This is a genomic window from Caulobacter sp. GW821-FHT12D05 (assembly GCF_058807295.1).
In genome coordinates this window covers 376,892-401,203 of record NZ_JBXAQO010000003.1, presented here as the reverse complement: position 1 = coordinate 401,203, position 24,312 = coordinate 376,892, and the positions used below count along the sequence as shown (strand labels likewise).

18 protein-coding genes are annotated in these 24,312 nt (G+C 69.1%); 10 read left to right on the top strand and 8 right to left on the bottom strand.

Annotated elements, in window-relative coordinates; translation table 11 throughout:
- The first annotated feature begins 43 nt into the window (after window positions 1–43).
- Window positions 44–421, top strand: coding sequence for a DUF6491 family protein (locus AC1RRR_RS14730; RefSeq protein ID WP_492814178.1), 378 nt, complete (start codon window positions 44–46; stop codon window positions 419–421).
- A gap of 13 nt (window positions 422–434) precedes the next feature.
- On the opposite strand, the gene AC1RRR_RS14725 is transcribed toward AC1RRR_RS14730, so the two are convergent.
- The 6 genes from AC1RRR_RS14725 to AC1RRR_RS14700 form a co-directional block, all read right to left on the bottom strand.
- The gene (locus AC1RRR_RS14725) at window positions 435–614 is read right to left on the bottom strand and encodes a hypothetical protein (protein WP_492814176.1); all 180 of its coding nucleotides are present in this window, start codon (window positions 612–614) and stop codon (window positions 435–437) included.
- Between the two features lie 6 nt (window positions 615–620).
- Window positions 621–1,898 (bottom strand): hypothetical protein, encoded by a 1,278-nt coding sequence (locus AC1RRR_RS14720; RefSeq protein ID WP_492814174.1) that lies wholly within the window; start codon window positions 1,896–1,898, stop codon window positions 621–623.
- Entirely contained in the window at window positions 1,891–2,106 is a 216-nt protein-coding gene (locus AC1RRR_RS14715; protein WP_492814173.1) for a hypothetical protein, read from the bottom strand. The genes AC1RRR_RS14720 and AC1RRR_RS14715 overlap by 8 nt, the downstream gene beginning before the upstream one ends.
- Before the next feature lie 282 nt (window positions 2,107–2,388).
- On the bottom strand, window positions 2,389–4,140 hold the full coding sequence (locus AC1RRR_RS14710) for a tetratricopeptide repeat-containing protein (protein ID WP_492814171.1): 1,752 nt from the start codon (window positions 4,138–4,140) through the stop codon (window positions 2,389–2,391).
- Window positions 4,141–4,151: 11 nt separating this feature from the next.
- Complete coding sequence (locus AC1RRR_RS14705) at window positions 4,152–4,559, bottom strand: hypothetical protein (protein WP_454713992.1); 408 nt, start codon at window positions 4,557–4,559, stop codon at window positions 4,152–4,154.
- Window positions 4,556–6,616 carry a toll/interleukin-1 receptor domain-containing protein gene (locus AC1RRR_RS14700; RefSeq protein ID WP_492814169.1) on the bottom strand — a complete coding sequence of 687 codons (2,061 nt, stop codon included), beginning with the start codon at window positions 6,614–6,616 and terminating at the stop codon, window positions 4,556–4,558. The genes AC1RRR_RS14705 and AC1RRR_RS14700 overlap by 4 nt, the downstream gene beginning before the upstream one ends.
- A 38-nt stretch (window positions 6,617–6,654) precedes the next feature.
- Here AC1RRR_RS14700 and AC1RRR_RS14695 point away from each other — a divergent pair, with 38 nt between their 5' ends.
- Window positions 6,655–7,401 (top strand): Crp/Fnr family transcriptional regulator, encoded by a 747-nt coding sequence (locus AC1RRR_RS14695; RefSeq protein WP_492814167.1) that lies wholly within the window; start codon window positions 6,655–6,657, stop codon window positions 7,399–7,401.
- Window positions 7,402–8,760 carry a tetratricopeptide repeat protein gene (locus AC1RRR_RS14690; RefSeq protein ID WP_492814165.1) on the top strand — a complete coding sequence of 453 codons (1,359 nt, stop codon included), beginning with the start codon at window positions 7,402–7,404 and terminating at the stop codon, window positions 8,758–8,760.
- On the opposite strand, the gene AC1RRR_RS14685 is transcribed toward AC1RRR_RS14690, so the two are convergent.
- Entirely contained in the window at window positions 8,757–9,746 is a 990-nt protein-coding gene (locus AC1RRR_RS14685) for a P1 family peptidase (RefSeq protein WP_492814164.1), read from the bottom strand. The genes AC1RRR_RS14690 and AC1RRR_RS14685 overlap by 4 nt on opposite strands.
- Before the next feature lie 68 nt (window positions 9,747–9,814).
- On the opposite strand from AC1RRR_RS14685, the gene AC1RRR_RS14680 reads away from it, so the two are divergent.
- The 7 genes from AC1RRR_RS14680 (at window position 9,815) to AC1RRR_RS14650 (ending at window position 21,046) form a co-directional block, all read left to right on the top strand.
- Window positions 9,815–11,218, top strand: coding sequence for an amidase (locus tag AC1RRR_RS14680; RefSeq protein WP_492814163.1), 1,404 nt, complete (start codon window positions 9,815–9,817; stop codon window positions 11,216–11,218).
- A gap of 83 nt (window positions 11,219–11,301) precedes the next feature.
- A complete protein-coding gene (locus tag AC1RRR_RS14675; protein WP_492814162.1) occupies window positions 11,302–13,128 on the top strand; it encodes a hypothetical protein in 1,827 nt (608 codons plus the stop codon).
- Window positions 13,129–13,202: 74 nt separating this feature from the next.
- On the top strand, window positions 13,203–14,339 hold the full coding sequence (locus AC1RRR_RS14670; protein ID WP_492814161.1) for a hypothetical protein: 1,137 nt from the start codon (window positions 13,203–13,205) through the stop codon (window positions 14,337–14,339).
- 93 nt (window positions 14,340–14,432) lie between these two features.
- Entirely contained in the window at window positions 14,433–15,035 is a 603-nt protein-coding gene (locus tag AC1RRR_RS14665) for an RNA polymerase sigma factor (RefSeq protein ID WP_492814159.1), read from the top strand.
- Window positions 15,004–16,014, top strand: coding sequence for a FecR family protein (locus tag AC1RRR_RS14660; protein ID WP_492814158.1), 1,011 nt, complete (start codon window positions 15,004–15,006; stop codon window positions 16,012–16,014). Before AC1RRR_RS14665 ends, AC1RRR_RS14660 begins: the two co-directional genes overlap by 32 nt.
- A 93-nt stretch (window positions 16,015–16,107) precedes the next feature.
- The gene (locus AC1RRR_RS14655; RefSeq protein ID WP_492814156.1) at window positions 16,108–19,350 is read left to right on the top strand and encodes a TonB-dependent receptor domain-containing protein; all 3,243 of its coding nucleotides are present in this window, start codon (window positions 16,108–16,110) and stop codon (window positions 19,348–19,350) included.
- A 70-nt stretch (window positions 19,351–19,420) separates the two neighbouring features.
- The gene (locus tag AC1RRR_RS14650; RefSeq protein WP_492814155.1) at window positions 19,421–21,046 is read left to right on the top strand and encodes an alkaline phosphatase D family protein; all 1,626 of its coding nucleotides are present in this window, start codon (window positions 19,421–19,423) and stop codon (window positions 21,044–21,046) included.
- On the opposite strand, the gene AC1RRR_RS14645 is transcribed toward AC1RRR_RS14650, so the two are convergent.
- Window positions 21,036–24,212 (bottom strand): glycosyl hydrolase, encoded by a 3,177-nt coding sequence (locus AC1RRR_RS14645; protein ID WP_492814153.1) that lies wholly within the window; start codon window positions 24,210–24,212, stop codon window positions 21,036–21,038. The two genes, AC1RRR_RS14650 and AC1RRR_RS14645, sit on opposite strands and share 11 nt — an antisense overlap.
- Window positions 24,213–24,312 lie beyond the last annotated feature (100 nt).

Genomic DNA, 24,312 nt, shown 5'->3' with positions numbered 1-24,312 from the left:
GCGCGAGGATGCTTACGGCGGGCGCCTCTAGGAGTGTTTGATCATGCGTGTCCTGATCGGATCCATCGTGCTGGCGGCGCTCGTGTCCGCCGGTCCCGTCCTCGCCGCTGGCGCCAAGCCGGAACGGACCAAGAGCGCGTGCTTCCGGCCCGACGACGTCAACGGCTTCACCGTCATCGACGACAGCACCGTCGACGTCAGCATCAGTCCCAAGAACGTCTACCGCCTGACGCTGTTCTCGCCGTCGCCCGACATCGACTGGTCGCTGCGCATCGGCATCTATTCGCGCGGCCGCTCTTGGGTGTGCTCGGGCTATGACGCCGAGATCATCGTGCCGGACGCGACCGGCCGGCGGCGCTATCCGGTGACGCAGGTGCGCAAGCTGACGCCGGAAGAGCTGGCGGCCGAAAAGAAGAAGTAGCCTAGTTCGGCCCCTAGTTGGGGCGGCGACGGCGGACCGCGTCCAGCAGCGAGCGGTCGCGATCGTCGGCCGTGCGGCCGCCGCCGGCCAGCAGGCGCACGCCCAGCCCGAAGCCGGCGACCAGGGCGGCCAGCTTAAGAGTCACGATCAGGGGCGATCCGGCCAGCAGGCCCGTGAGGATGGCGTCCAGCATCGGCCCTTAGTCCTCTCCCGACAGGTCGGTCGAGGCGTTGCGCGCCTCGCCGGCCACGCGACGCCAACTCTCCAGCACATCGACCACCGAACCGCTGGCCACGAACGCCTGATCGCGCTCGGCGCAGGCCTGGACCTGGGCGGCGCCGGCCCGCAGGTCGTCAGCGATGGCGGCCCAGTCGTCGGCCAGGCGGATCAGACCGCCGACCTCAAGCCCGTGGATCGCGGCCGGGGCGACGACGTCGTGGAAGATCAGCTCCTGGCGCGAGCGCAGCGGCGGCTCGAACGCCCAGCGCTGGGTCGAGCCTCCGCGCTTCAGGCGGGTGACAACCGGCGCGCCGTGCCGCCAACCGCCATCGCCCGGGCATTCCAGGGCCAGGGTCTGGTAGCTGACGTTCTGCAGATAGAGGTCGGGCGAGAGCGAGACAAGGAACCGCGCGGCCTCGATCGGCGTGGCCTCGCGGCGCGCCACGCGCGGGCGCGGCCCCCGGTCGGCGAAGGTGAACGGCGGCGGCGTGCGGGTCAGCGGGATCAGCTCTTCGTCCTGGTCGACGATCAGGACTAGGCTGGGGTCGGCGGCGCTGACCAGCGCATAGGCCTCGCCGCTGGGCTCCAGCGTCCAGAACTGACGCTTGTCGAAGATCGCCATGTCGCTGACGCAGGCTTCGAAATGGTCGTCATAGGCCAGGCACAGGCCCGGCACATGGGGCAGGATGATGCGAACGGGCGGATTGCGCTCGCGGCCGGCGAACACCGCGCCCAGGCGGGTGGCGGCCTTGGCCAGCGGCGCGACGGACTCGCCCAGTGCGCCGGCCCGACGGGCGCGCTCCTCGGCGGCGCGGGCCAAGGTGTCCAGGATCGCCTGGCAGGCCTTGGCCTCCTCCAGCGACGGGGCTCTCGCCTTCATCGGCGCCATCAGGGCGGCCAGGCGGCGATAGAGTTCAGCCGCATCCTTGGCGTAGCTGACGATGTCCTCGGCCAGGGTGCGGGTCTTGCCGCGCCCCTCGCCGTCCCAGGCGTCGGCGGCGACGGCGAAGTCGGTCCAGGCGTTCAGCAGCGACGGGTCGGAGAACCAGGTGACCCGCGCGATGTCCTGGGCGGGGGCGGCGCGACGACGGCCCTCGGCCGCCATCAGGCACAGCAGGCGCCAGGCCTCGGTCTCCAGCGCCGACAGCGACTCGACCGGAGCCGGCGCCGGCCGAGGCAGGACCTCGGCGCCGGCGACCACGCTCCGGACGCGGGCGAAATCGCCCCCGCGATCGGCGAAGAGCCGAAGACTACGCACCGGTGCGTCCGTAGCGGCCGTCCAGGATGCTCGCGGTGGCGTACTGGATCACGCCGTCGATGAAGGCGGGCGCCTCGGCTTCGGTCACGCCCTGCTCGCGGGCCCAGACCTTCAGCACGTGGCGCAGCAGGCGGGCGGCGGCGTCATCGGCCGGCGGCGCGGCGTTGAGGACGGCGTTGGGTGCGTCGAAGGACTTTTCGAGAAGCATGGTCGACTCCTTTGGCGTGGCGGGGGCCGCGGGGTCGCCGCGACCGTGGGAAAGGCTCTTCCGAAAAGAAGGGCCCGGCCGGCGGGTGGCCGGACCCTCTAGTCGGTTCACGCGGCCGACGGCGGGGAGGACCCCGTCGCGGTCGACAGCTGGACCATGGGGAGAAATTCCGGTTTCTGATGTGCCGATCTGCACACCGGCCGCAGATCGCATACCGCCGGTCGTCAAAACGTCCTGGGCGAGCAATCGATTGCCGCCACGCCCTGAGGATGTTTCGACCGTTTACGGAGCGCGCGAGAGGCTGAAGATCGGGGTGGCCGGGAAGCCCTTGCGGGTCTGGGTGCGGCCGACATAACCGCACGCCACCGCGTCGCCGTGGAAGGTGGCCAGCGCCCCGGCCAGGGCCTCGCTGATCCCGGCCGAGCCGGGGGCGACATCGGGCTCGATGCGGGCGGCGACGACCACGTGCGTGCCGATCACCGCCGGGGCGTGGGTCAGGGGATGGCGGCGCAGGTGCACCGGCCCGTAGTGTCCGGCCACCCGCAGGCCCAGGCTGCGTGGCAGGCCCAGCGCCTTCAGGTCCAGCGCCTTGTGCCCCTCCAGCAGGGCCAGCGCCGCCAGGGCCGCGTCGATAGGACGGTCGAAGACCAGGAACAGGCCGTCGCCCCAGGTCTCGACATGGGTGGGCGGGGCGGCCAGCCACTCGACGGCCTTGGCCATGCGGCCCATCACCGTCTCGATGAAGGGCGGGATCTGGTCGTCGCGCAGCGTGCCGAAGCCCTGGACGTCGGCGAACAGCATCGCCTTCATGGCCCGCTTGGGCGGCTCGTCCGAATTGATCGGCGGCCGGCGAGCCGGCGCCGGGCGCTCGATCGACACCACCGCCCTGCGGCGGCCGCTGCGCGCCCAATAGGTCAGGTCGTAGGACACCCCGGCCGGGCCGCCGGTCTCGTGACCGTCCCAGACCGCCAGCTGGATGGCCTCGGTCGACAGGGTCTGGGCGCGCAGCACCGCGCAGCCCATGGCGAACTGGCTGGAATAGGCGAACACCTGCTCGTCGCCCAGATAGGGGTCGCGCGAGGCGTAGCGGATCGAGGTCGCCCGAGCCATGCAGGCGTCGAAGCGGACGATCCAGTCTGCGCCGAACGGAGCCACCGAGACCTCGATGAACGAGGCGCGGCTGACCGGCAGCACCACGTGCAGCTCGGCCCCCGCCGCCAGCAGGGCCTCGGCGAAGACGATGTCGGCGCCCGCCGCCAGGCTGCCATAGCCGAAGCCGACCCGCTGGTCCTTGAGCAGCTGGTCGACCTGGCGGCGCAGGGCGCAGTCCGACAGCGCCGCGTCCTTGTCGGGTCCCAGGATGTGGCCGGTGAAGTGGGCGCAGACCGGCGGGCGGAAGGGGGCCAGCCAGGCGGGATCGACCTGCGTCTCGCGGCACAGCATGTCCAGCTGGCGCAGGGTCGAGGCGTGGGCGGCATAGGCCTGGGGCGCGAAGGTCACGGCGGCGGCCAGGGTCTCGCGCGCGGCGAAGACGTCGCCGGTCAGGAAACGGGCCTCGGCCCGGCTGGCGGCCTCGTAATAGGCGGCCTCGCCAGTCAGGCCGGGCGGCGGCGCGATCTCCAGCGCCGCGGCGGCGCGGGCGCGGGCGCCGTCGGGATCGCCGGCCACCAGGGTCATGGTCGCTGCGTTGATGGCGCCGTACAGGCCGCCGAACCTCTGGAACAGGGCCTCGTAACGCCGGATCGAGGCGCGGGCGAAGGCGGCGCGGCGCGGACCGCGCGCGGCCAGGGCCACGTCCTTCAGAAGCCGCGCCCCCAAGGCCACGGCGTCCGAGTCGTCCGCCCGGTCGAGGCCCAGGCGGACATATTCGGAGCGCGCGAAGTCGATGGCCCCCGACCGCGCCAGGCACAGCACGGCGGCATAGGCGACGTCACGCGAAGCCTCACCCGCCTCGAGGGCGGCGCGAGCGATGTCGTAGGCGGCCAGGATCTCGCCGCGCCGGATCAGCGCGGCGACCTGGTCCTGGTCGAACACCGCTTGCGCGATCAGGGCAGACGACCGAAGCCGTTGTCGATATCGGGATCGAGATCGATCTTCTGGTCATGGCTGTCCAGCATGAACAGGCTGTAGGTGTACTCACCCATGCGGGCGTCTTCGTAGATGACCTTGAAGCGCGCGCGCGGCAGCATATCGCCGCCGTCGATCGAATACGGCACCCAGACGAAGCTGGAGAAGTTGACGCCGTAGTCGCGATCGAACTCGATCGGACGACGCTGGAATTTCCAGCCGGCGTTGATCAGTTGATCGCTGAGCGTGAAGACAAGCTCGCAACGCTCGGTCAGATCCAGGCTCAGCCGCGTGGGCCGCTCCGGATGCAAGAAGTTCATGAAGTTGAAGTTCTTGTCCAAGCCGATAACGAGCTCGACAAGTTTAGCGGGTACTGGTTCCGTCATTTAATAGCCTCCCGACCGGAGATTCCACCTACGGGGGAATCTGCCCAAAAGGCAAGGAAGCCAGGATGAGCGTAGCCGTGTTTTTTCAACTCACGCACGATCTTCTCGGCTTGGTTGCGTTGCCCCGCTGCAAGGTATGCGCGAGCCAGCACATCGCGTCCTGAAGAGGCCAGCGACGGCAGTTTCGGCGACAGGATCGTGATGGTCTGGGACGCCTGTCCGGCCGACAATTTCGCCGCCGCCGCCAGGATCATGCGCTCGGCCTGCAGCTCGCGTGACCCCGGCACGGTGTCCAGGACCGTCAGCAGATCCTGCGCCAGACGGCGCTCGAGCGCCGTGTCGCCCGCCCGGCGCGCCAGCATCACCGCCTGCAGGGCCAGACGCCCCTCCAGGTCCGGTCGCCAGCTCTTGGCGTCCCCGCCGTGCAGCTTGGCCAGATTGGCGCTGGCCGCCGCATGGCTGGCGCGCGCCTCGACCAGATCGTCCGACCAGCAGGCGATGTCCACGCGGTCCAGCAGGGTGACCACCTGGAACTCGCCCCAGCGCGCATTGGTCGGGTCCAGGGCCGCCAGTTCACGCACCTTGCGCAAGGCCGTGTCGGACAGGGCGCGGGCCTTAGCGGGCCGCCCCAGGTCCAGTTCCAGCCGGGCCAGCGCCATCTGCGTGCCCACCGCCTTGGCCGCCAGCCGCTTGTCGCTGGGATCCTTGGCTGCGGCCTCATTCACCAGAGCGGTCGCCGCCGCGCGCTCGTCATAGCTCTCGCGCACGCGGCCCAGCCGGCCCAGGGTGTCGGCGATCCAGGCCTGGGTATTGGCGACGTCGGCGATCCGCGCCTTGTCCTGCGGCGCGCGCGCCAGGGCGGCCCGCTTTTCGGCCAGCGACCGACGGAAGGCGACCAGCGCCTCGTCCATCCGCTCCTGCTCGAAGAACAGAGTGCCCAGATTGGTCGCGGCATAGGCGACCTCCATCCGCCACTCGGGGCGCTTGGGGTCCAGCTTGACCAGCTTGTCGGCCAACTCGGCATAACCCCGGAAGCCGCGCTCGGCGCTGGCCAGATCACCGCTGCGCCAGCCCATATAGCCCAGCCAGTAGACGTTCTGGGCCTCGTCGAAGATGCGGTCGCCGTTGGTCGGGTCGCGCTCGACCAGGATGTGGGTCGTGGCCGCTGCCTGCCGGAAGGCGTCCTCGGCCCCGGCATAGTCGGCGCGTTGCTCGCGGATCGTGCCCAGCAGGGTCTGGGCCTTGGCGCGCTGGGCCAGAGCCTTGTCGTCCAGGCGGTCGGTGCGGTCCTTGGCATAGTAGGCCAGCACCTTGGCGCTGACGCCGTCCAGCAGGTCCAGCCGCCCGACGGGCTCCAGCTGCTGGCGCAGGTCGCCCAGCATGTAGGCGACCAGGGCCTCGGTCTCGTCGCGCTGCTCGCGGGCGATCTGGCGGGACTTGAGGGTGGCGACGGTCATGGCCCCCATGCCGACGGTGACCACGGCGGCGAGGCCCGTGAAGGCGGCCATCACCCGCAGACGGCGGCGGGCGTCGCGCTGGACCAGCTGATCCAGGCTGACGTTCAGCAGGCGGGCGGCGATCTTCAGCCGGGCCAGGCGTTTACCGTCGGCGTCGCGGCGCAGGTCGACGGCCAGCGGCTCGACGTCCTTCGGCAGGGCCGCGCGCAGGGCCGGCGGCATCACCGCGTCCAGCGCAGCGTCGTCCGGCGTCGAGGGGGTGATCACGCACAGCACCGCGCCGGGGCCGCGATCCTTGATGAAATAGGCCAGCTCCTGGTCGACCCAGCGCGAAGTCGCCGCCGTCGGCGAGCACAGCACGATCAGGGCGTCGGAGCGGTCCAGGGCGTCGCGGATGGTCTCGCCCAGATCGGCCGCCGCGCTCAGCTCGTCACGGTCGCGAAAAATCGGCTTCAGGCCACCCGCGATGCTAGCGCCATTCTTGGCCGACAACCTGGGCGGCGCGCGATAGCTCTCCAAAGCGCGATGAAGCCATTCCGCAGCTTGGCGGTCATGGTGACTATAGCTGATAAAGGCCTTGTAACGCTGTCGATTTTCCATACGCCGCCCCCCAGCACGACTGTGCAGGACCGTACCCGATGACCGTGATTCCTCCACCCTCCCCGCGTGCACAAACGTTTGCGCCAACCATGTTCCCGCCAGAGGACTATCGCGCCAACAAGCTGTTCCGCCACATGCGCCGCGAGGAGATCGAGGCGCTGGGGCCGCAGGTCGAGCACCTGCGCTACGGCAAGGGCGAGATGATCCTGCAGCGCCGCGACGAGGACGGCGGCATCTATCTGCTGCTGGAGGGCGCGCTGCTGGCCAACCTGTATGCCCGCTCGGGGCGCGAGGTCGGCTATCGCCGCATTCCGCCGGGCGGCTATTTCGGCGAGATCGCCGCCATCGACGGCCTGCCGCGCTCGGTCAATATCGTGGCCCTGGAGGACGTGCGGCTGGTGCGCCTGCCCCAGCGGCTGGTGCTGCGCCTGTTCGACGACTCGCCGCGCTTCATGCGGGCGCTGCTGGAGGACATGGCCAGCCTGACCCGCGCCCTGACCGACCGGCTGTTCGAGCTGACCGCCGTCTCGGTGGCCTGCCGGGTCGACATCGAGCTGCTGCGCATGGGCTCGGCCGTGGCCGGCGACGCCAACGAGGTGGTGATCCAGCCCTGCCCGACCCATGCCGAGCTGGCCGTGCTGGTCGGCAGCCAGCGCGAGCCGGTGACCCGCGAGCTGAACCGCCTGGCCAGCCTGAACATCGTCCGCCAGAGCGGCCGCACCCTGAAGATCCTCGACCTGGCGGCCCTGGCCGACGAGGTCGAGCGGATCGGCGGCGAGCTCTAGGTGTCGGGCGCCGTCGACTATCTCGGCAATCCGGTCGGTCCGACCTCGGCCGAGGCCCTGGCGGCGATCGACGACTTCATCGACGGCTTTCTCGCCTACGAGACTCGCGCCGCGAGCGTGATCGGAGCGGCCGAGGCGCATCCCGGCAACGTGCTGCTGAACGCCTATGCCGCCACGCTGTGGCTGCTGCTGGAAGCGCCCGAGGCGGCCGAGCGCGCCGCGCCCTACCTGGCCCGTGCCCAGGTGGCGGCGGCGAGCGCCCATCCGCGCGAACAGGCCTTCGTCGACTTCGTCACCGCCTGGTCAGCCGACGACATCCCCGCCGCTCTGGCGATCGCCGACACGATCCTGGCGGCCTGGCCGCGCGACCTGCTGGTGCTGAAGCTTGCGCACTATCACGACTTCAACCGCGGCGACTTCCCGGCCATGTTGCGCGCCGTCAGCGCCATTCTGCCGTATACGGACGATATCGCCTACATCCACGGCATGATCGCCTTCGCCTATGACCAGTGCCACCTGCTGGACGAGGCCGAAGCCGCCGCCCGCAAGGCGCTGGCCCTCAAGCGCAAGGAGCCCTGGGCCCAGCACGCCCTGGCCCATGTGATGCTGACCCAAGGCCGCATCGCCGAGGGCGTGGCCTTCCTGGAGGGCGCGCGCGACACATGGACGGGCCTGAACTCGTTCATGGACACGCACCTGTGGTGGCACCTGGCGCTGTTCTATCTGAGCCAGGGCCGGTTCGAGGCGGCGCTGGCCGCCTATGACGACCACTGCTGGGCGCAGGAGAAGGGCTACTCCCAGGATCAGGTTGGGGCGGTGTCGCTCTTGGCGCGGCTGGAACTGGCCGGGGTCGATGTCGGCGATCGCTGGAGCGAGCTGGCCGAGCATCTGGCCGTCCGCGCCGACGACGTGGTGCAGCCGTTCCTGACCTTGCAGTACCTCTATGGCCTGGCACGTGCGGGGCGACCTGAAGCCGACAGCTTGTTGGCCGCTGTGCGCCGGGCTGCGGTCGAAGCGCCGGAGCACGTCCGCCAGACCTGGGCCGAGGTCGCCCTGCCCGCCGCCGAGGGGCTGGTCGCTCACACGCGCGGTAACTTCGAGGCAGCACTACGCGGCCTGCGCGCCGCTCTGCCGCGCCTGGCCGAGATCGGCGGCAGCCACGCTCAGCGCGATCTCTTCGAGCAACTGATCCTAGACGCCCTGATCCGCGCCGGCTGCCTGTCGGAGGCCCAGCAGGCGCTAGAGCTGCGGCGGGGTTTCGATCCCGACGGCGTGCCGCTGAACCGGGCTCTGGCGGAGGTCTACGAGCGCCTCGGCCTGCCCAACGAAGCCGCCAAGGCGCGGGCTCGGATCGCCTAACCGTTCGCGGCGTAGACACCGCGCGCGATGGCCCGCGCCAGGCAGTCGCCGGCCGCCGCGCCCAGCCGCGCCAGGATGATCTGCCGGCCCTCCTGACCCAGAGCGACCGCGCCCGAGGCGGCGGCGAACACCACGTCGCCGTCGAACGGCGTATGCGCCGGACGGATGGCGCGGGAGAGGCCGTCTTGGGCCATGATCGCCAGCCGCTGGCACTCGCCGGCGGTCAGGTCGGCATTGACGGCGACCACCGCCAGGGTGGTGTTGGTTCCGGGGTTCAGCCGGCCCAGCCCCGCCAGGCGCGAACCGTCGGGCAGCGGCTCGACCGCGCCGCCGGGTCCCGAGGGCGTGCGACCACCGAACTCGCCTTCGATCTCGAACGGCCAGGCCCAGAAGGTCTGACCGTCGGGCATGTAGACCGAACCCACTGAGTTCACGGCGACCAAGGCGCCGACGACCAGACCATCGCCCAGATCCAGCGAGGCCGAGCCCAGGCCGCCTTGCACGACGCCAGCCTTGGCGCCGCGCCCAGCCCCGACCGCGCCCAGGGCGAAGGTCGTGTCCAAGGCGTCGAAGGCTTCCCGGCCCAGGCGGCGATAAGGCGGTTCGTCGCCCCACGCCTTGTCGCCGTCATTGGCCAGGTCGTAGAGCACCGCACCGCCGACGATCGGGGTCGGATGGGTTTGCAGCCGCAGCTGGAAGCCTTCGCCGGCTTGCGACAAGGCCGTGGTCACCGCGTCGGCGGCGGCCAGGCCGAACACCGAGCCGCCGCTGAGGGTCAGGGCGTGCAGCTTGGCGAAGCTGTTCTCCGGCGACAGGGCGGCCGTCTCGCGCACGCCAGGCCCGCCGCCACGCACATCGACCGCCGCCGTCCAGCCGCCGGGGAAACGCGCCACGGTGACGCCGGTCTTCACGGCCGCGTCCGTGGCGTGGCCGACCGTCACGCCAGGCACGTCGGTGAGCAGATTGAGCGGGCCGGGTCGAAGCAAGGCGATATCCTTCGCAAGGTTGCCCCGCACTCTAGCGAAGCCGGCCGCGCCGGGCCTAGTCTCGATGCATGAGCCAGCTGCCCGACCTGACCGCGACCGAACTCTCCCGGCTCTACCGCGACGGCGAGGTGTCGCCCGTCGAGGTCACCCAGGCCGTGCTGGCGCGGATCGAGGCCTGGGAGCCCGACCTCGCCGCCACCTGGGCGCTGGACGCGCAGGCCGCGATGGAGGCGGGCCGCGCTTCGGCGGCGCGCTGGCGACGCGGCGAGGCCCTGGGGCCGCTGGACGGCGTGCCGGTCACCATCAAGGAACTGATCGCCACGCGCGGCACACCCAAGCCGATCGGCTCGGCGGCTTCGGCCGTGGTTCCCGAACCCGTCGATGCCCCGCCGGCCGCACGGCTGCGCGAAGCCGGGGCGGTGATCCTGGCCAAGACCACCAATCCCGATTTCGGCATGCTGTCGTCGGGCCTATCGAGCTTCCACCAGCTGTCGCGCAATCCCTGGGACCTGGCCAAGACCCCTGGCGGTTCCAGCGCCGGCGCGGGCTCGGCGGCGGCCGCGGGTTATGGCCCGATCCACCTGGGCACCGACATCGGCGGCTCGATCCGCCTGCCGGCCGGCTGGTGCGGGATCTACGGCCTGAAGCCCAGCAACGGCCGCATCCCGATCGACCCACCCTATATCGGCCGCTGCGCCGGACCGATGACCCGCACGGTCGAGGACGCCGCGCTGGCCATGACCGTCCTCTCCGCCCCCGACTGGCGGGACTATATGAGCCTGCCGCCCGAGCATCTGGCCTGGGACGACCTCGACATCGACCTCAAAGGCCTGCGCATCGGCCTGCTGCTGGACGCCGGCGTCGGCCTGCCCGTCGAGCCCGAAGTGGCCGAAGCGGTCACCGCCGCCGCCCGCGCCTTCGAAGCCGCCGGGGCCATCGTCGAACCGTTCGCGCCGTTCCTGACCCGCGAGATGCTGGACGGCCTGGACCTCTTCTGGCGCACCCGATCCCTGAACGATCTCAACGCCTTGCCGCCGGGCCAGGCCGAGCGCGCCCTGCCCTACATCCTGGAGTGGGCGCGGGCCGCCGAGGGCGCGGATGGCGTCGCGGTCTATCGGGGTTTCAACCAGATCCAGCGCATCCGCGAGTTCGGCGCCAAGGCCTTCCAGCCGTTCGATTTCGTGCTGTCGCCGACCGCCCCGGCCCCGGCCTTCGACGCCCACCTGCCCTCGCCCACCAACGATCCAAACCGGCCGTTCGAGCACATCGGCTTCACCGTCGCCTTCAACATGACCGAGCAACCAGCGGCCTCGATCAACGCCGGCTACACGGCCGAAGGGCTGCCCATCGGCCTGCAGATCGTGGGCCGCCGGTTCGACGATCTGGGGACCTTACGCCTGTCGCGCGCTTGGGAGCGCCTGCGCCCCGCGCAACGCCCCTGGCCGGCCGCGCCATTCCCGGACAGTCGTTAGTCGACGCGTATAAATCCCAAATCGCAATCTTGACGCGCATTTGCAAGGCGCGCCTACTGATGTGGGGTTTAGGGGGAAATACGATGGCCAAGGCCCGTTATGGCGTCGTCCTGATCCACGGACAGGGCGACCAGCGACCCATGCGGATGGGCGCCGAATTCGCGGAACATGTGTTGATGGCCGACTTCGCGACCAAGGGCTCCAGTCCCGAGGTGAAGTGGCGTCCCGAGGACACGACCGGCCTGGAAGACATCCGCCGGATTGAGGTTCGCCAGCGCGGCAAGAACCCGGACCTGGATCTGTTCGAGTTCTATTGGGCGCCCCGCATGGCGGGGAACCAACTGGTCCATTTTCAGAACTGGTTCTTCAACCTGCTGCGCCGGCCCGCGCGCGAAATTCCCAAGCGGGTCCGTGTGGCGATTCCCCTGGTGCGGGCGGGCGTGTGGGCGGCGCTGTTCGTGCTGCTGGCGTATCTGTGGCTGACCATGGGGGCGATGTTCCCGGTGCAGATCGTGCAGGTCTATGATCATGGCCTCAGCGACCTGTTCGCCTTCCGGTTCGACCTGCGCCTGGCGGTATTCGCGATCGCGCTGGTCCTGGCGGTTTCCGCGATCGTCGCCATCGCGAGACGACGCTACGGTTGGTGTCTCAGCTTCTGCCTGTCGGCCGTCCTCGTCTGCGCGGTGGCGCCGTCGATCACCAACGCCGAGGACCAGATCTCCGAGGACGTCACCCGCCTGGAAACAGCCATCGACCTCAACGTCTGGGGCGCTCGGATCACCAAGCCCGAAAAGAACGACGACGATAATCTTGAGACTATCCGCGCCAAGACCAAGGTCAATCCAAGCTTTGTCCTGAACGCGGTCGCCGGCCTCTCCAACGCCCTTTGCGGCACCGATGGATCCACGCCGGAAAGCGGCCCAGCCTCACGGTCGGACCGGGTCGTCGTCAAAAGCAAACAGGAACTGGAGTGGAGCGACCTGGAGAACACCGGCGGAGCCGAACTCAACGATCTGTGCTCGGCGCCGATGGTCTTTGTCAGTCCCGTCGTTCTGGCCCGCGCCGGTGACAGCGGGCACATGCTGGCGACGATCGTACTGACCTTCCTCGGCGCCATCGTCTGGACGCTGTGGCGCATCTACATCCGCCCCTTCCTGGTCGAGGTGATGGGCGACTCCGCGCGCTATCTGAACGATCGTCCCGAGAACATCATGGCGCGCCACGAGATCCGGCAGGCGGGCGTCGACATGCTGACGGCGCTGCATCGAACCGGACGCTACGACAAGATCATCGTCGTCGCCCACAGCCTGGGCACCGTCGTGGCCTACGATATCCTGCGGCAGTATTGGGGCCTGGTCTGCGACGGCCTCATCCTGCCCCCAGCGCAACGGGCGAACCTGGTGAAGGCGGCCTTGGCCCCATCTTTCAACCGCGACCAATGGCGCTTGGCCCAGGCCGCCGCATTCGGCAGCTGGAAGACCTTCCCGCAATGGAGCGTCTCAGACTTCGTCACCCTGGGCTCGCCGCTTGCTCATGCGCGACTGCTGCTGGAAGGGTCGCCGGACTCGCCGCACAGCGCCTCGCGCTTCGTGGCCCAGCGCGACATCACCTACGCCGCCCCCGCCTGCCCGCCCGTCGACCTGGCCAACCGCACGGGCCTGGATCCGGCCGACCTGTTCCTGACGACCCGCTGGACCAATCTCTACTTCTCCGACGACCTGGTCGGCGGCGCCCTGGTCGCCGATGCCGACGGGCCGCTGTTCGGCGAGGGCGTCCAGGACGAGGGTTTCGAGCCTGGGAAGCTGACCGCCAAGGGGATCTCGCACAATTCGTACTGGTTGAGCCGCTTGCCGCCGTCCAATTCGGCGAACGTGTCCTGGCTGAAAAGCCTGCGCGATCTTCTGACCTGACGACGCGAGGCGCTCCCGGCTTCGGGAGCGCCTTTCGTCAAACTGTCACCTATTGGGGATAGTCGGCGCTCCCCATGAAAACGCGTCTTCCGCTCCTCATGGTCTGCGCCGTTCTGGCGATAGCGCCGCCGGCGCTCTCAGCCACCCTGGCGGACCTGCCGCTCAAGCAGAACGGCGGGACCTGGGCGTCCGGCCACGTGCAGGGGATCGCCGTCGATGTGAAGGGCGGCTACGTCTATTACTCGTTCACCAATCTGCTGGCGAAATACGACCTGAAGGGCAATCTGGTCGGCACCCTGGTCGGCTGGACCGGGCACCTGGGCGACCTCGACTTCAACCCGGCCGACGGCAAGGTCTATGGCTCGCTGGAGTACAAGAAGGACAAGGCCTTCTACATCGCCGTGATCGACGTAGCCCGCCTGGACAAGGTGGGCGTCGAGGCCAGCCAGACCGAGCTCTTCCGCACCGTCTACCTGCCCGAAGTGGCCAAGGACTACGCCGCCGACATGGACGCCGACGGGAAGTTCGACGGCGACGTCGGCAAGACCGCCGACCACCGCTACGGGTGCTCAGGCATCGACGGCGTCTCGTTCGGTCCGGCATTCGGCAAGGCTGACGGGCCGCGCTACCTGACCGTGGCCTACGGCATCTACGGCAACACCGAGCGCGCCGACAATGACCACCAGGTGCTGCTGCAGTACGACGTAGCCGACTGGGCGAAATACGCCAGCCCGCTGACCGAAGCCGCGCCGCACCACAACGGTCCCGCCGCGCCGACCGCCAAGGTGTTCGTGCGCACCGGCAACACCAGCTACGGCGTCCAGAACCTGGCCTATGACGAGGCCCAGGAGCGTTGGCTGATGGGCGTCTATCTGGGCAAGAAGACCAGCTTCCCGAACTACGGCCTGTTCGCGGTCGAGGCCCGGACCAAGCCGGTGACCGCTGACCTCGTGGGCGTGCCCGGGGAAAAGGGCCAACTGCTGGCGCTGGCCGACGACGGCCTGAAGGACCCCGCCACCGGCGTCCGAGGCTGGAACCAGAAGGCGGATGTCGGCCTCCAGCCGGTCGGGAACGGCTTGGCCTATCTGGCGGTCAACACCAAGGTCGATGGCAAGCAGACCGCCGACCTGACCCTGATGCGCTGGACCGGCGACGCGACCGCGCCCTACGTCCCGGCCACCGCCGAAGACCTTGCCAAGGTTGCACGATAACCGCCGCTAAATCCTCCGCGTGCGGCCCAACCGGGCTGTCACAAACGGCCGCTAGCCAGGCGGCCTCAGCAGTGTCCAGCCAGCGAGTCCGGGATGAGCGGCGCCGACAGGGAAAGAACACGGTGGTTCTTGCGGAACATCCTTCCGCACGAGCCGGCCTTGAAGGGATGGCTGTCGCGCGCCGCGCCGACGGGCGTGGATCCCGACGACATCATCCAGGAGGCCTATACGATCCTGGCCGAGCTGGAGAGCGTCGACGAGATCCGCCACCCGCGCGCCTACCTGTTCCAGGTGGCCCGCTCGGTGATCACCCGGCACGTGCGCCGAGCCCGGATCGTGGCCATCCACGCGGTCGACGACCTGGAGCGCCTGGAGCATCCCGACGATGCGGCCTCTCCCGAGCGGCGAACCATCGACCGCGACGAGCTGCGGCAGTTGGCCAAGGCGATCTCGGCCATGCCGCTGAAGACCCGCGAGGCCTTCGTGCTGCGAAGGGTCAGGGGCCTGCCCCAGCGCGAGATCGCCGCCCGCATGCGGATTTCGGAAAATACGGTGGAGACTCACATCTCCCGAGGCATTCTGTTTCTGATTGATTGGTTCGGTCGTAGCGGAAACACCCCACCCCAAACCTCTAAGACCGCGGAAGCAGAGAACACCCCGATAAATGGCCGAACGAGACACCAGTCGCGACATTGACCAGGCGGCGTCCGAATGGACGGCGCGGCTGGATCGTGGGCCGCTGTCTCCGGAGCAGGCGGCGGCGCACCAGGCCTGGCTGGAGAGCGATCCGCGCGCCAAGGGCGCCCTGCTGCGCGCCCGCGCCCTGGCGATGATGAGCGAGTCGGCCCAGGCCCTGGGCGACGACTTCGACCCCGCGACCTTCGCCGCGCCGCGCCGCCCGCGTGTCTCGCGCCGGCAAGCGCTGGCCTGGACGGGCGCCGCCGCGGCGGCCGCCTCGCTGGCCGCCCTGGGCGTGACCTCGGCCGCCGCCGGCACGGTGATCAGCACCGACCGCGGCGAGATCCGACTGGCCCCGCTGAAGGACGGCTCGACCGTCCTCCTGAACACCGACACCCGCATCCGGGTCCGCTACGACAAGGACCAGCGGGTCGTCACCCTGCTGAAGGGCGAGGCCTATTTTTCGGTGGCGCGCGACGAGAAGCGGCCCTTCGTGGTCGAGGTCAACGGCCGCCGGCTGCGCACCACCCAGGCCGGCTTCCGCGTGCGCAAGCTGGACGAAGCCCCGGTCGACGTGCTGGTCAATCTGGGCCAGGTCGAGGTCTCTGCCGCGCCGTTGATCGGGTCGCCCAAGATCATCGCCGTGACGTCCAACACCCGTCTGGCGCTGTCAGACCCGGCCCACATCTCGGCCGAGCGCCCGTTGCCGATCCCGCCCCAGATCGTCACCCGCGAGCTGGCCTGGCGCGAGGGCAAGCTGGCCTTCGAAGGCCAGACCCTGGGCGAGGCCGCCGCCGAATTCGCCCGCTACAGCGACACCCACATCCAGATCCGCGACGCCGAACTGGCTCGCGAACCGGTCACCGGCCTGTTCGCCGCCAACGACCCGGTGGGCTTCAGCCGCGCCATCGCCCGGGTGTTCGACGCCCGGCTGGAACAGGGCCCGGACACGGTGGTCCTGACCCGCGCGAACGCCGCCCAGACGGCCGCGCAATAAGAAGTTTTTGCAACATATAGCGGAAGACCCCTGGCCAACGGCTCTCAACCGGCAACGTCGCGACCAACGCGACTATCGGGGTCTCTGAAAGCCATGAAGTCTCGCTATTGCCTCCTCGCCTATGGGGCGTCCGTCGTCGCCATGGCGATCGCCGCGTCGGCCAGCGCCCAGCAGCGCGTGTTCGACATCCCGGCCCAGCCGGCCGTCCGCGCCATCCCCGAACTGGCCCGCCAGGGCCAGGTGCAGATCGTGGCCCCGGCTCGCCAGCTGGAAGGCATCAACACCCCCGCCGTGAAGGGCGCCATGGACGTGCGCACCGCCCTGCGCCGCCTGATCGCCGGCACGCCGCTGACCATCGACAGCGACGACGGCCAGATCATCACCCTGCGCGCCAACGCTGGCGCGGTCGCGCCGCGCCCCCAGGCCGGCGTCGGTAGCGGGATCGTTCGAGGCCGCGTCCTCAACACCGCCACCGGCGAATATGTCCGCAACGCCGAGATCCGCGTCGAAGGCACGCCCATCGTCGCCTACTCGGAAGACGACGGCGACTTCCGCCTGACCGGCGTTCCGTCCGGCGACGTCAGCGTCCTGGTCAAGTACGCCGGCCTGCAGGAGTCGCGCACGGTCCTGACCGTCACGCCCGGCCAGCCCTCGGTCATCGAGGTCTCGCTGAACCCCGGCAGCCACACCGCCGCCGCCGGCGAGGTCGAGGCCGTCACCATCACCGCCGCCCGCGAAGGCCAGGCCGCCGCCATCATGGAGCGCCGCGCCTCGACCAACGCCAAGAACGTCGTGGCCGCCGACAACTTCGGCGCCCTGACCATGGGCGACGTGGGCGAGTTCATGAAGAACATGCCCGGCATCTCGCTGGACTACACCGAGGTCGACGCCACGGCCGTCCGCATCGGCGGCCTGGACCCGAAATACTCGACCTTCACCACCGACGGCGCGCGGATGGCCACGGCCACCTCGAACAACAACGCCGGCCGCCAGAACTCCTTCGAGCAGATGTCGATCACCGGCATCGACTCGATCGAGCTGAACAACACCCTGCAGGCCAATATGGACGCCGACAGCCCCGGCGGCGCCATCAACCTGCGCAGCAAGTACGCGTTCCAGCGCACCAGCCGCCTGCTGCGCTTCCAGATCGGTGGCGTCGGCACGTCCGACAGCACGTTGTCGCGTCAGTACCTGCCGGACGACAAGAAGCACTCGACGATCTATCCGTCGGCCCAGGTCGGCTATGCGGATGTGTTCCTGGACGGTCGTCTGGGCGTGGCATTCAACGCCAGCTACAACGCCAACTTCGTCCAGCAGGACCGCATCCAGACCGACTGGTCGTACCTCGCCAACGGCCGGATCATTCCGTACCAGGTCATGTACCGTCCTGGTCCGAAGCTGACCCACCGCAAGGCGGCCAATCTCAGCCTGGACTACAAGATCACCGACCAGCTGGCCCTGAGCCTGCGCTCGACCTACTCGTTCTACGACGTCGAGTACTTCAACCAGTACACCTACCTGATCTTCGGCACGACGACGGCGACGCAGGCCACGGCGGACTCGACCGGCACCCACATCGTGGTCAATCCGAACGGGACCAACACCCGCCTGCACACCCAGTACTCGCACCGCTACGCCGGCACCCCGGCCTGGGTGTTCGCGCCCAAGCTCGAGTACCGTGGCGACACGTTCGAGGCCCTGCTGCGGGCCAACTATTCCAGCTCGGAATTCAATTTCGAGGACAATGACCGCGGCTTCTTCGTCCGCACCGACAGCTACCTGACCCGCATCGGCTTCACGCTGGACCGCGCGTCGGAAGACAGCAACGCCTGGACCCTGAAGCAGACCGCCGGCCGCTCGTGGAGCGACCCGACCAGCTTCAACCGCGACGACGACATCGGCAACAACATCCGCACGTCGCAGTCGAACGCCAACAACCAGATGTACGGCGTCAATCTGGACCTGAAGAAGAAGCTGGCCTTCGGCAATGTGCAGATGAAGCTGCTGGGCGGCGCGGCCTTCCGCACCAACGCCTGGAAGACGGTCGAGGGCTCGTTCAAGCAGTTCCAGTACGTCGGTCCGACCAACGATCTGACCCAGAAGGCCCCGGAAGCCGTCATCCCCTGGACCAAGAACTACGACTTCAAGATCCACGGCTTCGACGCCGGCAACATCAACGACCAGAACTGGCGCGCCGACAGCAATTACGGCACGTACGACATCTACGCCCAGCACCCCGAGTACTTCGTGCCCGACACGGTGGGCAACCTGAAGCGCCAGCTGGATAACAACCGCAAGATCGGCGAGGAGGTCAGCGCCGCCTATGCCGAGGTGCAGCCGCGCATCGGCAAGGCCTCGTTCGACCTGGGCCTGCGCTACGAAAAGACCAAGACCGAAGCGCGCGTCGCCGACATCCGTCCGGCCAAGGAAGTCACGGCCGCCGGCCTGTCGACCAGCACCGTCGCGGGCCTGATGTACCAGTACCGCAACGGGACCTACACGACCCGCGAGGGCGAGTATGACGACTGGTTCTGGAGCGGCGGCGTCAAGTACGACTTCAACAAGAAGCTGGTCGGCCAGCTGGCCTTCAGCCAGTCGATCCTGCGTCCCGACTACGGCAATCTGGGCGGCGTGGTGGCCGTCGACGACAACAACCTGATCGTCACGGTGCCCAACCCGCTGCTCAAGCCCGAGCACTCGACCAAGTACTTCGCCAGCCTGCAGTACTATCTGGAGCCGTCGGGCGTGATCGGCCTCTCGGCCTATCAGCTGGACGTGCAGGACATGCAGGTCACCGGCCTGACCGTGAACCCCGAGGACGTCGGCTACAACCCGGCCGACTATGCCGGCTACACCTTCCGCAGCGCCCAAAACCTGCCGGGCACCAGCCGCAACAAGGGCGTCACGCTGGAATACGACCAGCAGCTGACCTTCCTGCCGGGCGCGCTGCGCGGCCTTGGCCTGCGCGGTTCGATCACCAAGGTCGATCCCGACGGCGAGCGCGTGAACCTGCCCAAGACCTCGGCCAACTGGGGTCTGCGGTATCGCTACGGCAAGTTCGACCTGCAGCTGACCGGCAACTACCAATCGTCGGCTCGCACCAGCGCGCTGGGCAACACCCCGACCACCGCCAACAACGGCATCCTGTATCGCGCCGCCCGCGAGCTGTGGAACGTCAGCGCCAGCTACAAGATCAACAAGCAGTTCGAGGTCATGCTGGCCGGGCGCAACATCTTCAACGAACCGGACGTCGTCTATTCGAACGTCCGCACCCGGGTGCAGCAGTACAGCATCTACGGTTCGATGTGGAACATCGGCCTCAAAGGCACCTTCTAGTTTTCCCCTGAGCAACTTCACCTCCCGCGGCCCACCGGCCGCGGGAGTTTTCTTTTTACGGAGACCTCGCATGGTTCTGAGGATCGATCGTCGTCGCCTGGTCATGGGGGGCCTCGGCCTGTCTGGCCTGATGCTGCCCGCCGGCCAGGCCCTGGCCCGGCAGATGGCTGCCGCCACCGGCTTCACCCACAATGTCGCCAGCGGTGAGCCCGGCCCGGACTCGATGCTGCTGTGGACGCGCTACGTGCCGATGAGCGACGGCGTCACCCGGCTGGAGGCCGAGGTGGCCCTGGATCCGGACTTCGCCAAGGTGGTCGGCGGCGGCGCCGTGCGCACCGGCGCCTATCGCGACTGGACGGCCAAGATCACCGTCGATGGGCTCAAGCCCGGCACCGTCTACTGGTACCGCTTCATCGCCCCGAACGGCGAGCGCTCGCCGGTCGGCCGCACCAAGACCCTGCCCGAAGGCAAGGTCGACCGCTTCAACCTGGCGGTCTTCTCGTGCTCAAACCTGCCTCAGGGCCTGTTCAACGCTTACGCTCACGCTGCCGCGCGTAAAGACGTGGACCTGTGGCTGCACACCGGCGACTACATCTACGAATACGGCGTGGCCTCGACCCGCGAGGCCGACTGGGCGGAAGGCCGCAAGGAGCAGCTGCTGCCGGCCACCGAGATCCTGGCCATCGCCGACTACCGTCTACGCTATGCCAGCTATCGCGCCGATCCGGACCTGCAACGCCTGCACCAGCTGGCCCCGATGGTGGCGCTGTGGGACGACCACGAATCCTCGAACGACAGCTACGAGGCCGGCGCCCAGAACCACCAGCCCGACAAGGAAGGCGACTGGAACATCCGTCGCGCGGCGGCCATGCAGGTCTATCGCGAGTGGATGCCGGTCTCGGACGAGCCGTGGAAGGCCTACGCCATCGGGACCCTGGCCACGCTGTACCGCACCGAGTCTCGCCTGCTGGCCCGCACCAAGCCGGCCGACCTGGGCGCGACCTTCAAGGCCGCCGATCCCGATGCGGCCCTGAAGGCGTTCCGCGACGGCGTCTGGAAGGATCCGTCGGCGACCATGATGGGCTCGACCCAGGAAAGCTGGCTGGCCCACCAGATGAAGGCGACCAAGGGCGCCTGGCAGCTGGTCGGCATGGGCACCATCCTGGGACGGACGGTCATGCCCAAGGACGCCGTCGACTGGCTGCGCCCCGAGGTCAATGAGAAGAAGGTCGCCGGCTATCGCAACAACATCCGCGCCGCCCAGCAGGGCCTGCCGATGTGGATGGACCGCTGGGACGGCTACCCCGCCGCCCGCTCGCGCCTGCTGAAATCGGCCCAGGCCGCCGACGCCGACCTGGTCATGCTGTCGGGCGACAGCCACAACGCCTGGGCCTATGGCCTGGTCGAGGGCGGCAAGCCGGCCGGCGTCGAATTCGCCGGCCAGGCCGTCACCTCCAACGGCATGGAAGGCGACATGGGCGCCGATCCCAAGCTCGTGGCCAAGGGCTTCATGGCCGCCAATCCCGAGCTGAAATGGGCCGACACCAGCCAGCGCGGCTACATGATGATCGAGGTCACGCCCCAGCGCGTCTCGGGCGAGTGGCTGTTCCTGCAGACCATCAAGGCCCGCTCGACCGCCCTGTCCGGCTCGCACCGGATGTCGGTCGAGCGCGGACGGCGGGTGTTCACGGCCTGACCTTCAGCGTTACCGGCCCCAGCAGGCCCGACGGCGACAAGGCGTCGTCGGGCTTGAACGGCTGGATGGCGGCGAAGGTGTAGCGTTTCATCCCCGGCTGCAGGTCGCCGATCATCCGGTTGGCCCAGAAGTTCACCACCCGGATGCTCAGGGTGTTGCGGCCAGGCTTGAGGAAGTCGGTGACGTCGAGGGCGTAGGGCGGCTTCCACTGGGTAGGCAGGGTCTTGCCGTTCAGGGTGATGGTGGCGAACTCGCGCACCTCGCCCAGGTCGAGCTGGACCCGGCCCTTCAGCCAGGCCTTCGGAACCTCGAGCGTCTTTTCGTAGGTCGCCGCGCCGGAATAGTAGCGCACGCCCGGATCGGCGCTGTCGGCCCATGAAGCCAGCTTCGGCAGCGTGACGCTGGCCGGCGCCCCCCAGCCGGGTTCGAACTTCACGATCCAAGGACCGTCGATGGGCTTCGAGACCCGCGCGGGGCCCACCAGCTCCAGGCGCGCCAGGTCGGTGGTCGGCGTCCGGAAGACCACGAACACCGCATCGTACGGGGCCAACTCCAGCGGGACTTCCGTGCGACCATCGCGCTGGGCGAAGGCGGTGGGCTCGCCCTGTCCGGTATCGGCGCGCCAAAGCTCGGGGGCCTTGCCGGCGATGCGGAAGGACGGCACGACCTGCAGCGGGCGACCGCTGGTGTTGGCCAGGAAATAGAGTTCGCCATCGTCCAGCACGCGCCGGGTCCAGACGAGGTCCTGGCCTTGGCCGGTGATCGCCGGTGCGCCCAGGGCGGCCTCGACCGGACCCGTGCGGACCGGGCCGCTCCACAGCTTGTCGACCAGAGCCTTCCATTCGGCGTCGGCCGCAGCGCCGCCGGTGAGGGTCGGCGAGGCCTTCGGGCGTTCACCAACGACGAGGCCGCCGGCTGCGACGAGGGCCTCGATCTTGCGCAAGGCCGGCAGGCTGATCCGCTCGACCCGCGCCGGAATGACCAGAGCCGCGTAGCTGGCGCCCGACGGCAGGACCAGACGACCGTTCTTGACCTCCAGGCTCTGGACGAGGCTCTCGGCGTCCAGATAGTCGAAGTCCCAGCCGGCGGGCAGGTTCGGCTTGCCGCCTTCGACATAGGGTAGCGCCGTCGCCGCGTCCTCACCCTGGAAGTAGGCGATGTCCGCCCCCGGTCGACCCTGGCGCAGCAGCCAGCCGCTGCGGGCCAGATAATCGGTCCAGGCGCGCATCTCGCCCTCGGCCCAGGTCTCGTTGCGCGACAGGTGCTGGCCGTACTGGCGCAGGGTCACGCCCGGCTTGCGGTCGGTGAACGGCTGGTGGGCCGAGGTATGCAGGACGAAGTGGTTGATGCCCTCGGCCATGTAGCGGTCGACGATGCGCTTGTGCTGCCAGGGGCCGGTGCGCCAGGGGTCCTCGCCCATGGTGGTCAGGGCCTCGGCGCCGACCAGGGGCTTGCCGTAGACGTGAGCGGCCGAAGCCGCCTCGCGCACGTCCGCCAGGTGCGCAGGCGGAGGCGGCTTACCCTCCGGATAGACCCAGAACTCGCCCATCGGGATGTCGACCCGGCCCTTGGCCTGCAGGCCGTCGGCGATGGTGGGCAGGTCCACGCCCGGCGCCTCGGCGTCGTAGCGCATGCCCTCTTCGTGCAGGATCTTGGTGATCTCGGCGAAGTGGCGCTCGGTCAGCAGGTCGGCGATCGTGCGGCGATAGTCGGCCAGGAAGCGGTCGGAGGCCTCGGCGCTCTGCACTACGCGGCCCGCCAGCACCGGCAGCCACGGCGTCAGGGCATAGCCGCGCCGGGCAGCGAACTCGGCGGCCATGGCCTCGGTCCAGTTCTGCTGCCCGACCTCCCAGCTGTCGGTGATGACGAAGCCCAGGCCGTCTTTCCCATAGAGGTCGCCCATCTGCGCCTTCAGCGGCTCCAGCAGGCCCTTCATGTGCGCGCGGACGTGGTCGGCGTTCAGCTTGTCGACCTCCAGGCCCAGACTCTCGGCGGCGGCGGGGGTATCGCGGCGGCCGGTCAGGGACCAGCCGTAGCGGACCACGCGCCAGCGGCCGGCGGAGGGCGGGGTCCAGTCCAGGGTCCCGTCGGATTTCAGACGGCTGGTCAGGTCCAGCACGCCAGCCGGCGCGATGGCCGCATCCGTGGCCGGGGTCGCCGAGGCCCAGTTGTCGGTGAGCACGCCCCAGCCGGCCTTCTCCTGGAAGCGGTCGACGCGGGCGTCGGCGTGGATGGCGAACTCGGTGACGGCCGTCGGCTTGGCGTCCGCCGCCAGGCGCAGGCGGAAGACGCTGGCCGTCGTTTTGGCGAAGGCGAAGGTGCGCACCGGCAGCCCTTGGCGAGCCTCGCCGGGCAATGTCGTCAGTATACGGAATGATTGCCCATCATCGCTGGCCTCGACCACGCCATTGGGCAGGACGCCGTCCACCGCCACGGTCACCGCGTGCGCCTCGATGGGCTTGGCGTAGCGCAGCAGCACCCAACCGTCGCCCGCCACCTTCTCGACCGCCGGGGCGGCATAGGCGCCGTCCGCCAGCTTCGCAGCGACGACCGTTCCGGCGCTGGAAGTGGCTTCGGCAACCGCCGGCGCGGTGTCCTCGCGCCAAGCGACTACGGCCACATCGCGATAGAGCCTCGGCTCGGCGAAGCGGGCGGAGATCGGCAGGTCCTGGAACGGGCCGCTGACGCCGGGCGGCGGGGCCAGGACGACCGGCCCCTTGCCGGAGACGACGGTCTCGCTCCAGACCAGCTTCTTCATCGCCTCTTCGGGTTTGACCCAAGGCCCACCGGTCTCGCTCCAACCGCCGCCGGCCTGCATGCCGAACTGTAGCCCCAGGCGCTTGGACTCCGCCGCCGCGTAGCGCACCGCCGCCTTCCACTCGGGCGAGCCGTAGCCGACACGCTTTTCCACATACTGCGGGATCGGCGGCGAGCCGAAACCGATGTCGAACAGGATCGAGCCGCCGATGCCGGCGCGCTTCATCCATTCCAGATCGAGGTGGATGCCCTCTTGCGTGACGTTGCCATTGATCCACTGCCAGAAGACCTGCGGTCGCGCCTCGGCCGGCGGGGTCGCGAAGCCGTCGCGCAACGCATCCGCCGCCAAGGCGATATGGCTGACGCTCAGAGCCAGGATCAGACCCAGCGCGACCGGGCGTTTGTTCACGCCGCTTCTCCTTCAAAGGCTGGCGCTCCGAAGCGGCCGCCCGCACAATAGCGTCCGAGGCCGAAATTCAAAGCTGGTATGATGAGTATATCAGCTTGCC

What these genes read in the sequence shown, in the direction of transcription:
- AC1RRR_RS14700 (WP_492814169.1), bottom strand. Translation starts at nt 6,616, where the DNA reads ATGGAAAATCGACAGCGTTACAAGGCCTTTATCAGCTATAGTCACCAT.
- AC1RRR_RS14680 (WP_492814163.1), top strand. Translation starts at nt 9,815, where the DNA reads ATGAGCCAGCTGCCCGACCTGACCGCGACCGAACTCTCCCGGCTCTAC.
- AC1RRR_RS14715 (WP_492814173.1), bottom strand. Translation starts at nt 2,106, where the DNA reads ATGCTTCTCGAAAAGTCCTTCGACGCACCCAACGCCGTCCTCAACGCC.
- AC1RRR_RS14670 (WP_492814161.1), top strand. Translation starts at nt 13,203, where the DNA reads ATGAAAACGCGTCTTCCGCTCCTCATGGTCTGCGCCGTTCTGGCGATA.
- AC1RRR_RS14650 (WP_492814155.1), top strand. Translation starts at nt 19,421, where the DNA reads ATGGTTCTGAGGATCGATCGTCGTCGCCTGGTCATGGGGGGCCTCGGC.
- AC1RRR_RS14705 (WP_454713992.1), bottom strand. Translation starts at nt 4,559, where the DNA reads ATGACGGAACCAGTACCCGCTAAACTTGTCGAGCTCGTTATCGGCTTG.
- AC1RRR_RS14665 (WP_492814159.1), top strand. Translation starts at nt 14,433, where the DNA reads ATGAGCGGCGCCGACAGGGAAAGAACACGGTGGTTCTTGCGGAACATC.
- AC1RRR_RS14695 (WP_492814167.1), top strand. Translation starts at nt 6,655, where the DNA reads ATGACCGTGATTCCTCCACCCTCCCCGCGTGCACAAACGTTTGCGCCA.
- AC1RRR_RS14725 (WP_492814176.1), bottom strand. Translation starts at nt 614, where the DNA reads ATGCTGGACGCCATCCTCACGGGCCTGCTGGCCGGATCGCCCCTGATC.
- AC1RRR_RS14655 (WP_492814156.1), top strand. Translation starts at nt 16,108, where the DNA reads ATGAAGTCTCGCTATTGCCTCCTCGCCTATGGGGCGTCCGTCGTCGCC.
- AC1RRR_RS14675 (WP_492814162.1), top strand. Translation starts at nt 11,302, where the DNA reads ATGGCCAAGGCCCGTTATGGCGTCGTCCTGATCCACGGACAGGGCGAC.
- AC1RRR_RS14730 (WP_492814178.1), top strand. Translation starts at nt 44, where the DNA reads ATGCGTGTCCTGATCGGATCCATCGTGCTGGCGGCGCTCGTGTCCGCC.
- AC1RRR_RS14660 (WP_492814158.1), top strand. Translation starts at nt 15,004, where the DNA reads ATGGCCGAACGAGACACCAGTCGCGACATTGACCAGGCGGCGTCCGAA.